The sequence below is a fragment of the Neobacillus sp. Soil_C_43 genome, from assembly GCF_057656715.1.
This window is the reverse complement of the sequence record NZ_JBDGJV010000005.1, coordinates 146004-155773: the sequence shown is the minus strand read 5'-3', so window position 1 is coordinate 155773 and position 9770 is coordinate 146004. Positions and strand designations below refer to the sequence as shown.

The window sequence follows — 9770 nt, the reverse complement described above, 5'->3', positions numbered from 1 at the left end:
CCATTTCAAGAACAGAAAAACTCCTCTCAAGATAGAGAGGAGTTTTTTTTCTTTGGTTTTATATGAGTGATTAATCCATCTAGGTCTGTGAGATAAAATTGAATTTCGGGTGCTTTCTTTAAATAGTGGTCTTGTAATAACTGATAATAATTCACTCTGTGCTGGGGATCAAATTTTAACATAGGAAACTCCTTATGGTCCTTTACATATTGGTCAACAGCCTTTTGCACCATGTCCATTTCGTTGGGGATTTGTTTCTCATGCTCTTCAAATAAATCATAAGTTTCTTTAGACATATAGAAATTTTTAGATGGGACACCTCCGAGGATGGGAGCAAGTTGGTTGAAGTCGATACTATGATCCTCTTTAACCAAAATGGTCCTGTAGACACCCTTCGGTAAATTATCCGAAAAGGTTCTAACCGCTTTTCGAACTTCATCGATACTAACCTCTATAACAGGATAGTCTTTAATTTGTTCCAATTTTGGTTCAGGTACCTCATTTTTTTGTGAGGTGAGAAAATATTTATGAACCAATGAATAAACGGTAGCACCACCAACACCTATGCCTAGAAATATCCCGATTAGAGTAAATACAGGGTAGATATCATAACGATTATCTAATAAATCACCTAGCTTATAGCCAGCAAAAACGGAGATAGCAATTGCTATACCAAAAACCATATTCAAGGACACGGCTTTTATTAGAAAGTTTGTGGATTCATTCCAATGTTTATCGCTTTGTGATTGTCCATTTTTAAAAAATGTTTTAATTTCTTTTCTCATTTCCGCAGACACCTTATTTTCTTCAAGAAAAGCCTCAAGATATGCTTCCTCTGATTTATTTTCATTCTTTAACAGACACGCTGTTTTTTCAATAGAACCTTTTGTGTAGTGAACATAAATCCATTTCTCTTCTAGTCCAATTTCTAGGTTTTCCGTATTTCTACCTAAATATTTAGTGAACTTGTGTTTCATACCTTATGCCCCCTCTTTTATTTGCTCTGAGTGTGAAAAGGGTCGGGCATGTTGCAAAAAGGCCTCTTCTTTAGCTTTTTTTACTATATTTTTGGCCTCTTCTTTAGCGTCATGAATTATTAGCTTTGCTTCATTCTCAGAATACGTTCGGATCTCTCTGGCCTCTTTTTTTGCCTGTTTAAGAACGTCTTTGCTCGCTTCTAAGTGTTGTTCAGCTTCCTGCTTATACTGTGCAGTTAAAAGTAGCTGTTTTTCGATGTGGTGTTTCCTCTTCTCAAGAATATCCACCATCTTTTTAAAAACCAATTTTTTTAGTATAAAAACAAGAATGGTAAAAATGATAGCTTGATAAATCATGGTCCCTAAAGAAACTGGAAGTCCGAATAATGAAAAGTCGCCCAAGACAATCAACTCCCTTCAAATTATTATGTTAATCGGTGAGCAATATAAACCATTGTCAGAGTGACAAAGATATAAGCCTGGATTGCACCAATAAAGATACAAAATGCCTGCCAAATCAACATAGGGATTGATGCCAGAGCAGCAACAATAAAACCATGGTTTACTGCATTTGCTAACAAGGCAAGAAGGATTTCCCCTGCATAAATATTTCCAAACAAACGTAACCCTAAGGTTAAGGTTGTTGCAAGTTGTTCTACAGCATTAATAGGAAAAAAGAATGTAAAGGGTTTGAAAAAGCTAAGAGTAAAATGTTTAAATCCATTCATACGGATATCAATAAAATGTGTATAGGCAATTATCATTATAGCCAGGGTCATGGTTACGTGTGCATCTGCAGTAGGAGATTTCCACCAAGACACAGGATGTTCTTCAGTAGTAACAATTAAAAATGGTACTCCTAAAAGATTTGAAATAAGTAGATACATTAGTAAGACTACACCAGTGGATAAGATGAATAAATTGTTAGAGTTTCCAATGGAGTTATTCATAATATCCTTAACAAACTCTAAAATCCATTCCATGAGATTTTGCCATTTATTTGGAGTGTGTATGGAAGAATTTTTTGTCAATAGATAGGCAATGAGGAAAACAATTATAGCGACAATAGTTGTGGTAAGTAGAATGGATAAATCAAACGTTAAATGAAACAAAGATATTTGTGGTCTTGTATGTTCCAAGATGTCCAACCTCCCTTTAACAAAAAATGAATGGACTTTAGTATGGAACGTGGAGAAAATAGAAAACTTATGTCATGTTTATTATATACAAAAATAGTTATTATTGTAAGATAGTTCACAACTTATTCTTAATTTTCTGAAAAATAAAGCGACTAACGTAAAAAGTATAAAAAACTTAAATTACGTTACATATATTCTTTCAGTGAGAGGAATTTTATAAAAAAGTACATTTTTTTGTAACCTTTAAAAACTTTCCTCGTCAGATAAGTTGTTGTAGAATTAACAATGCACAAAAAGAGAAATTGGGGGAAGTAACGATGAAGAAAAAGTTTTTATTAGTAGTATCAGCATTTACAATGGCAATCGGACTTGCTGCTTGTTCAAGCTCTGATGAAACGAAAACAACAGAAAAGAAAGAAGTAACCAAAGAAGCAGAAGTACCGAAAGTTGACGTTAAAAAAGAATTAGTGAGATTCTATATGGATCTTGGAAAGAGAATTAATGCAAAAGATGGGGATTTAAATGCTTACTTAGCAAAAGCAGCTAAAGCAGCTGCACCAGATTCTAAACCTGAGGATGCACCAACGGCTGAGGAAAAGGCAAAAGCCAGTGAAGCAGCAGCAGCTGTTGCTGCTGATTTAAATAGTGTGAAAGTACCTGATGCACTAAAAGATCAAAAAGCTGACCTTGAGGCGGCTGTGAAGGATTATGCAGCATCTTACCAAGCAAAAGCGGACGAACTGAAAAAGGATGCACCATCATTAGATGCGGCAGATGCAACTTTTGCTCAAGGTGAAGAAAAACTTAAAACCGTATTTGAAAGTGCAAAACTAATGGCACCAAGCTTAGATAAGCAAGTAAATTAAATTAATTTACGTCAAAATTAATTTACATCAAAAACAAAAGGTATCCACTAATCAAAACGTGGATACCTTTTGTTTTTATTGGAAAGTTAATTAATTGTAGTTTTATATTCTTCCTTGAACGTAACTAAAATCTCATCCACCAAGTCATCAACTGATAGGTATGTTTCCGTATCTTCAAAAAACCACACATCATTTCCCTCTACAAAAAAGGTAATTCCATTGATTTCTTTTACATATCCAGCATTTGCAGGAATCTCAGCAGAAAAAGCAAGGCTGTAACCCTTATGCTTCTCACCAAATCCTGCATATTGAGGAAACATGCGAATACTGAATGGTTTATTGAATTCAAATTCTTTCGTAAACCATGAGGTAGCTTTTTCGTCGATTGAAATAAACATATTTATACACCAACCTTTTCCTAGTTGATTATCAATTTAAGGCCAGAGTGAAGGCAAATAATGATTGTTTAATTGCCTTTTTCCTTATAGTGAAAGAGTATAACTTTTCTATTGTTTTGCCTGTGATAAAATTCACGGTTAACGCACACCAGTGACCTAATTAAAAAAATGTTCATTTTTTCGATTCTATTTGTTCACATATGTGAGGAAAATCAATAACTTTTACTAAAAAAAAGGTTTTAATTAAATTACAAATAAAATTCACCTGCATGGAGGATTATATGAATAAAGATTGGACGAAGGATTTAGAACATGATGAATATGAGCACGATATAGACCTGATTATAAGTGATGCATTATTAGCAATAGAAGAAACTAAAGTTGGCTGTTTTGTTAATCTAGTAACATCTGTTGTTTTTGGTAATCCGGTGGACTATTTACAGCCCTTAATCCAAGAGTTGTATGCAGAACATGTAAGAATAAAATTTATTGACCAATGTGGGTGTGGAGGGTATGTACTGAGGGTTTGGAAATTGAAGTAGGAATGATGTAGGAATGATGTAGAACCTCCTTAGACTTATTATTGCTCACTTTTTCATTGTTGCTGTTTTTGTAACATGTTGATAGTGAAAACGATGTTAAAATAAAAGAAAAAGAAAAAGTTAAAGGAGTGTTCCCAGATGGAAAAGGAACTTGAAAAATTAACGGAAAATATCACGGATATTAAAAGTTTAATTCATACATTTAATACAACTTTAGAGAATATTGAAAAGAGGCTTTCCAGACTAGAAAAGATGGATAGCATTGAACATAGAGTAGAGGTCAATCAAATTGACTTATCTGATATTAAAGATTCTCTGCAGCGTATTGAAGACACACAGGGAAAAGAAATTCAGCACATTAATCGCCGGCTTGATTCACATTTAGTTAAAATAGCTAAAGCGGAAGAGGATCTCATCATATTAAAAGACAGATAATTTTTGAATATTGATACAAAAAGGGATCAGATGGGTTTCATCTGATCCCTTTATTTAAAATTATTTAAAACGTTTACATTTTTGTGAGCGATTTAAGACCAAGGTAAATAATAGCAAGAGCAAAAACGATAACTACTAGAGCACCAACAATAACAATAAATGATGACAGGCTTGATAAGAATCCAACTGTTGCCACTTTCATTAGGGCAAACCCAGCCAGAATACAAGCTAAAAATAACACTGATAAATGGTTCATTGTTTCATCCCTCCTTTAAGAGCAGGATATGTTATAAAAGGAGGGATTGATTGGATAAATGTCCTAAACATAGGATTATTAGGAAAAAAAAAGACCGATCTATTCGGTCTTTTTTCCTTAAGATAGTACTTCCGAGTTCGGTACTGCCATTTGCTTAATAACAGCTTCACCATCATTAGAGATTTTTGTGACTTCAATATACCGGATATGATGTTCCTCCATATCCAGGATTTTAAAGGTAAAGGCGTCGTGAATAAAGGTGTCTCCTTCTTTTGCTTCATAATTTTCAGTTAGGATCCATCCGCCAATAGTATCAATATCTTCATCATCAATTTCAATTCCCAATAAATCATTAACCTCTGTAACTAAAACCTTAGAGTCAATGATATAATGGTTTTCTTTTATTTTACGGATTTCTGGAATTTCATCCATATCAAATTCGTCACGAATTTCCCCTACAATTTCTTCGAGTATATCTTCAACGGTTACAAGGCCGGAAGTACCACCATATTCATCCATTAAAATAGCCATATGGACTCGATCCTTTTGCATTTTTACAAGTAGGTCATGAATAGGAATCGTCTCTATCACTCTAATAATTGGTCGAGTATAGTTTTCTAATGTTTGAGAAGAAAGACTTTCATTGCCTATTATATCAGTCATCACTTCTTTAATATTCACTAATCCGATAATATGGTCTTTATCTCCATCAATAATTGGATATCTTGTAAACTTTTCTTCTCGTAACACCTGTAGAAATGTTTCTAATGAGTCATCTTTTGATAAAGAAACCATTTCTGTCCGAGGGACCATTATTTCTTTAGCAATTCGATTATCAAACTCAAAAATTTTATTTACATACTTAAACTCTGATTGGTTAATTTCACCACTTTTATAGCTTTCAGAAAGGATGATTCGAAGTTCTTCCTCTGTATGAGCAATTTCGTTCTCTGATACGGGCTTGAGTCCAAATAGACTGGAAACAACCCGTGCAGACCCATTCAGTACCCAAATAAAAGGGTACATGATTTTATAGAAGAGGATGAGTGGACGTGACACAATTAAGGTAATTAATTCAGCCTTTTGAATGGCCAAAGTCTTAGGTGCGAGCTCTCCAACCACTACATGCAAAAAGGTAATGGCTGCAAACGCAATTCCTACCGATAATACCTGCGTTGCACTCTCAGGAATGTTTATTTTATGGAAAAGAGGACTTAGCATATGCTCAATGGTTGATTCCCCAATCCACCCTAAACCTAAGGCTGTAATTGTAATTCCTAACTGACAGGCAGAAAGATATTCATCCAGGTTTGAAATCACCTTTTTTGCAGAAACTGCCTTCGAACTTCCTTCCTCAATTAACTGGTCTATCCTTGAACTTCTTATTTTTACAATTGCAAACTCTGAAGTTACAAAAAAAGCAGTTAAAGCAATTAAAATGGCTATAATAACCAAGTTAAATATGTCCAAATAAGTTCCCTTAACCCGTTGTAAGACGAGTAAGGAGTCACCTCCCAATATAATAAAAAAATTAACTCGTTACTTTCATCAGTGACGTCTTTAGTGCATTTCTGAGCAGGCTCAAGTTGTTCATTAATTTTTCCTTCTGATGTTCATCCAAGTTTTCTAAAACTGGTATGAGATCAAATAAATCGCTATGAAGCTGCTTCATTTGCTGTGTTACTGCACTAACATGTCTATCTACTTCTGATTCACGAATATTCTTTGCCTTTCTCATTTCTAGCTTTCTTCTAATCTCGTCTAAAGGGAAATGCAGACTCTTGCATTCTTCTATAAATTTTAGATCCTCTAATGAATCATCCGAATAGATGCGGTAATTTGACTTAGAGCGTTCTGCTTTTAATAAGCCAATAGACGTGTAATAGTCGATCGTTCTCTTTGATACATGCGCTATTTCGGCTATTTCGCCAATACGATAGACAGCCCCATCATACCACCTCAACATAATTAAAATTACAATAATTATAAATAATTTAAACTATACAGTCAAACGTTCTGGTTAATTAGTAGTTGTTATCAACATTTTATGGGAAAGCAATGTAAATATGAATAATAAAATGTAGGTTTATAATAAAAAAATGATCAAAAAAACGCCTCCTACTGAACAGAAGACGTTGGTGCTTTTTTAACTTCAATATATAATATATGGTGTCCTTCAATTTCTTTTATTTGAAAGACAAATCCATCCATATCAATGCTGTCTCCTTCATGTACATCAAATTTTTGTGTTAAAAACCAGCCTCCAATCGTGTCAACCTCTTCTTCTTCGAGGTTGGTACCTAAAAGATCATTTACCGCACTTATTAGTACTTTTCCATCCAGCACGTAGTGGTTTTCTTCCTTTTTCTGAATAAGAGGGAGCTCGTCCAAATCAAATTCATCCCGTATTTCTCCCACAATTTCTTCAAGTATGTCCTCAACGGTTACAATACCGGCTGTGCCACCATACTCATCTGATAATACTGCCATATGGCTTCTGTTTTTTTGCAGTTTTACTAATAGTTCTTGAATGGGAATCGTTTCTATCACATGAATGACTGGTTTCAAGTATGGAAGGAGGGGATCCTTACCATTGCATTTTTGCTGGATACAATCCGTTAGTACTTCTTTAATATTTACAACACCTAAAATATTGTCCTTATCCCCATCAATTAATGGATATCTTGTATATTTTTCTTCCTTTACAATATTAATAATTTCTTCCATACAAGCATCTTTCGATAGGGTGATCACTTCTGTCCTTGGTACCATAATTTCTTTCGCAATCCGATTATCAAACTCGAAAATTCGATTCATATAGCGATATTCAGATTGATTAATTTCTCCACTCTCATAGCTTTGGGAAAGTATCATCCTTAGTTCCTCTTCGGAAAGAACCATGTCTTGATCAGAGATTGGGGCAATCCCGAAAAGACCGGTAACAAAGCGTGCTGATCTATTGAGGGCCCAAATAAAAGGATACATTAGTCTATAAAACAAAATAAGTGCTGGAGCAAACAGCAAAATGATTTGTTCCGCTTTCTGAATAGCAAATGTTTTAGGAGCGAGTTCTCCAACCACAACATTAAAATAAGTGATAACACCAAAGGCCACTATAAACGAGAGAATCTGTTTTATTGAAAAGGGTAATTGAATCCATTCAAATAGGGGATTTAGTAATACTCTTATGGTTGGCTCCCCTAGCCAGCCGAGTATTAAGGAGGTAATAGTAATTCCTACTTGAGTAGCGGATAAATATCCATCCAAATTGGAGAGTATTTTCTTCGCTTTCTCTGCTTTTGTATTGCCTTCTGCGATTAATTGATCAATTCTTGTTGTTCGTACCTTTACCATTGCAAATTCAGAGGCCACAAAAAATGCAGTAAAAGCAACTAGGATAACAATAATCCCTACATTTATCCCAATCATATCTCACCTTACAATAGTAAGGGTGCCACCTCACTTACGATTACTTTTCTTTCATTATGCCCTAACTCCGTATTTCTACTTGAAGAGAGGCAATAAACTTTTAATCGCTTCCTATCGAATATGATAATGCTTAAATTTTCTACAATGTGGAATAATAAAGGAAATTTTCTAGTGCTAAGTGGGGGCAAAATGATTATTTTCTTTTCAACACTAATGACCTTAATTTTAGCAGCTATTTTTACCTTTCAATCGAAAAAAATATCCTTTGTGAATCAGTTGAATCTTTTCTTTCTTTCTTCGATGCTGCTGATCAATTCAATGACTATCCTTTCGTTAAATAAGCACTTCATTGAATACACACATCAAAAGGAAGGATTCTTTGCATTCATTCTCTATCGTGATGGCGTATGTCCACTACTTTTTTTAATATTCCTTAATGCTTATAAACAAATAAAAAAAAACAAGGTGAAAACACTCCTCGTTTTAGGGATGATAGCTTCATTCTTTGTAATTGAATTTACAGCCATTAAGGCAAAGCTTTTAGTTTATATACATTGGCATTTGATATTATCTGTCCTGCTTTACTTAAGTTTTTTTGTCATATTGGTTTATTTTCTTAAATTTCTAGAGCATAAAGAAAGTGAGGAAGAAATATGACCATATATGATCATTCATTCAATCAAAATGAATGGTTTGTCATCATTATGAATATTGTTGGATTCGGGGCCATTTTTTTTATGAAAAAGCGTTTTTCATTTAATATAAGCCTCTTCTTAATGTTATTTGGTATTTTTGTTGGTTTCTTTTTCGATCATACCATTAGTATCGAACCATTCAATTTTTACAATGTAAATGATAATTCTTCCTTTCAGTTGATTGATTTTTTCTCTTATACCATGTTTGGCCCATCCTCATATTTTTTTATTTATTTTTGGGACTGGTTTAAGATACCATTCAAGTATTTCTTTTTCTACATTCTTTGCTGGTCACTTTTTGGGGTTACTCTTGAATGGTTCGCCCATGAACTTGGTGTGTATCATTATAGAGAAGGGTACATGATTTTTTATTCATTTCCGTTCTATCCGATTGTCCAAATAATGTTAATTTGTCTTTTTTTTAAGGTAAATCAATCCATAAAAAAAATAGCTTAGCTCGAGACCAAACCATTCCAGTCGCGAGCAAGTATGCCATAGCAAATGAGGTCATGATATTTACCGTATAATTGTTCACCGTCTCTTATTGTGCCTTCCTTTACAAAACCAAGCCTTTCAGGAATGGCACGACTTTTTTTGTTATTTACACCGCAGCGTATTTCTACCCGATTTAAACCCAAATCGAAGAAAGCATAATTAAGTAAGGCTTGAACGGAGCGTGTCATGACGCCATGTCCTACTGCGGATTGGGAAAGATAGTAGCCAATACTAACCGTTCTATTATGCCAATCTATTTGGTGTAAGCCAATGGAACCGACGAGTTCACCTTTAAACAGAATTCCAACGTTGAATCCTTGGTTTTCAGCAAATTGGTTGAGCCAGATGGGGATAATGGATTCAAATTGATAGGGGGAATTCATGGTGTCCACCCAAGGCAGCCATTCTCGTAAATGGTCTCGATTCTTTTCAACCAGTTGATAAAGTTTTAGAGCGTGGTGGTGTTGAAACAACTGAAGTTCAATTTCATTATCAACTTTTAATGTAAACATGCGCCTAGTCTCCCCAAATTTTTAGT

The 9770-nt window shown here is 34.4% G+C and carries 14 protein-coding genes; 5 read left to right on the top strand and 9 right to left on the bottom strand.

The annotated features are described in order from the left end of the window. Positions 1–26: 26 nt before the first annotated feature. From AC3A54_RS09560 to atpB, 3 genes are read right to left on the bottom strand one after another with little or no spacing between them, the layout of a single operon-like run. Positions 27–977, bottom strand: a complete 951-nt coding sequence (locus AC3A54_RS09560) for an AtpZ/AtpI family protein (protein ID WP_487654271.1) — start codon at positions 975–977, stop codon at positions 27–29. Positions 978–980: 3 nt separating this feature from the next. After that, positions 981–1379, bottom strand: coding sequence for a F0F1 ATP synthase subunit B (locus tag AC3A54_RS09555; protein WP_487654270.1), 399 nt, complete (start codon positions 1377–1379; stop codon positions 981–983). A gap of 23 nt (positions 1380–1402) precedes the next feature. Continuing rightward, positions 1403–2116, bottom strand: a complete 714-nt coding sequence (gene atpB, locus AC3A54_RS09550; RefSeq protein WP_487654269.1) for a F0F1 ATP synthase subunit A — start codon at positions 2114–2116, stop codon at positions 1403–1405. 317 nt (positions 2117–2433) lie between these two features. Here atpB and AC3A54_RS09545 point away from each other — a divergent pair, with 317 nt between their 5' ends. Further along, positions 2434–2982: a hypothetical protein gene (locus AC3A54_RS09545; protein WP_487654268.1), complete on the top strand. Its 549-nt coding sequence runs from the start codon at positions 2434–2436 to the stop codon at positions 2980–2982. Between the two features lie 86 nt (positions 2983–3068). Here AC3A54_RS09545 and AC3A54_RS09540 read toward each other — a convergent pair whose 3' ends face one another. Next, positions 3069–3380: a HesB/YadR/YfhF family protein gene (locus AC3A54_RS09540; protein ID WP_308080672.1), complete on the bottom strand. Its 312-nt coding sequence runs from the start codon at positions 3378–3380 to the stop codon at positions 3069–3071. Positions 3381–3661: 281 nt separating this feature from the next. On the opposite strand from AC3A54_RS09540, the gene AC3A54_RS09535 reads away from it, so the two are divergent. Further along, positions 3662–3922, top strand: a complete 261-nt coding sequence (locus AC3A54_RS09535) for a CGCGG family putative rSAM-modified RiPP protein (protein ID WP_335545106.1) — start codon at positions 3662–3664, stop codon at positions 3920–3922. Between the two features lie 138 nt (positions 3923–4060). Beyond that, positions 4061–4357: a hypothetical protein gene (locus tag AC3A54_RS09530; RefSeq protein ID WP_335545105.1), complete on the top strand. Its 297-nt coding sequence runs from the start codon at positions 4061–4063 to the stop codon at positions 4355–4357. Positions 4358–4430: 73 nt separating this feature from the next. Here AC3A54_RS09530 and AC3A54_RS09525 read toward each other — a convergent pair whose 3' ends face one another. From AC3A54_RS09525 to AC3A54_RS09510, 4 genes are all read right to left on the bottom strand, one after another. Further along, positions 4431–4613, bottom strand: coding sequence for a hypothetical protein (locus AC3A54_RS09525; protein WP_335526835.1), 183 nt, complete (start codon positions 4611–4613; stop codon positions 4431–4433). A gap of 117 nt (positions 4614–4730) precedes the next feature. Continuing rightward, positions 4731–6083 carry a hemolysin family protein gene (locus AC3A54_RS09520; protein WP_487654267.1) on the bottom strand — a complete coding sequence of 451 codons (1353 nt, stop codon included), beginning with the start codon at positions 6081–6083 and terminating at the stop codon, positions 4731–4733. 61 nt (positions 6084–6144) lie between these two features. After that, on the bottom strand, positions 6145–6579 hold the full coding sequence (locus AC3A54_RS09515; RefSeq protein WP_487654266.1) for a MerR family transcriptional regulator: 435 nt from the start codon (positions 6577–6579) through the stop codon (positions 6145–6147). Positions 6580–6731: 152 nt separating this feature from the next. Beyond that, positions 6732–8042: a hemolysin family protein gene (locus AC3A54_RS09510; RefSeq protein ID WP_487654265.1), complete on the bottom strand. Its 1311-nt coding sequence runs from the start codon at positions 8040–8042 to the stop codon at positions 6732–6734. A 189-nt stretch (positions 8043–8231) separates the two neighbouring features. Between AC3A54_RS09510 and AC3A54_RS09505 the strand changes: the two genes are divergently transcribed. Both AC3A54_RS09505 and AC3A54_RS09500 read left to right on the top strand, forming a co-directional pair. After that, the gene (locus tag AC3A54_RS09505) at positions 8232–8699 is read left to right on the top strand and encodes a hypothetical protein (RefSeq protein ID WP_487654264.1); all 468 of its coding nucleotides are present in this window, start codon (positions 8232–8234) and stop codon (positions 8697–8699) included. Further along, positions 8696–9193 carry a hypothetical protein gene (locus tag AC3A54_RS09500; RefSeq protein ID WP_487654263.1) on the top strand — a complete coding sequence of 166 codons (498 nt, stop codon included), beginning with the start codon at positions 8696–8698 and terminating at the stop codon, positions 9191–9193. Before AC3A54_RS09505 ends, AC3A54_RS09500 begins: the two co-directional genes overlap by 4 nt. Here the strand turns inward: AC3A54_RS09500 and AC3A54_RS09495 are convergent. Continuing rightward, entirely contained in the window at positions 9190–9744 is a 555-nt protein-coding gene (locus AC3A54_RS09495; RefSeq protein ID WP_487654262.1) for a GNAT family N-acetyltransferase, read from the bottom strand. The two genes, AC3A54_RS09500 and AC3A54_RS09495, sit on opposite strands and share 4 nt — an antisense overlap. Positions 9745–9770 lie beyond the last annotated feature (26 nt).

Coding starts and splice junctions, on each gene's coding strand:
- AC3A54_RS09560 (WP_487654271.1), bottom strand. CDS start 977: ATGAAACACAAGTTCACTAAATATTTAGGTAGAAATACGGAAAACCTA.
- AC3A54_RS09545 (WP_487654268.1), top strand. CDS start 2,434: ATGAAGAAAAAGTTTTTATTAGTAGTATCAGCATTTACAATGGCAATC.
- AC3A54_RS09540 (WP_308080672.1), bottom strand. CDS start 3,380: ATGTTTATTTCAATCGACGAAAAAGCTACCTCATGGTTTACGAAAGAA.
- AC3A54_RS09535 (WP_335545106.1), top strand. CDS start 3,662: ATGAATAAAGATTGGACGAAGGATTTAGAACATGATGAATATGAGCAC.
- AC3A54_RS09530 (WP_335545105.1), top strand. CDS start 4,061: ATGGAAAAGGAACTTGAAAAATTAACGGAAAATATCACGGATATTAAA.
- AC3A54_RS09525 (WP_335526835.1), bottom strand. CDS start 4,613: ATGAACCATTTATCAGTGTTATTTTTAGCTTGTATTCTGGCTGGGTTT.
- AC3A54_RS09515 (WP_487654266.1), bottom strand. CDS start 6,579: ATGTTGAGGTGGTATGATGGGGCTGTCTATCGTATTGGCGAAATAGCC.
- AC3A54_RS09510 (WP_487654265.1), bottom strand. CDS start 8,042: ATGATTGGGATAAATGTAGGGATTATTGTTATCCTAGTTGCTTTTACT.
- AC3A54_RS09505 (WP_487654264.1), top strand. CDS start 8,232: ATGATTATTTTCTTTTCAACACTAATGACCTTAATTTTAGCAGCTATT.
- AC3A54_RS09500 (WP_487654263.1), top strand. CDS start 8,696: ATGACCATATATGATCATTCATTCAATCAAAATGAATGGTTTGTCATC.
- AC3A54_RS09495 (WP_487654262.1), bottom strand. CDS start 9,744: ATGTTTACATTAAAAGTTGATAATGAAATTGAACTTCAGTTGTTTCAA.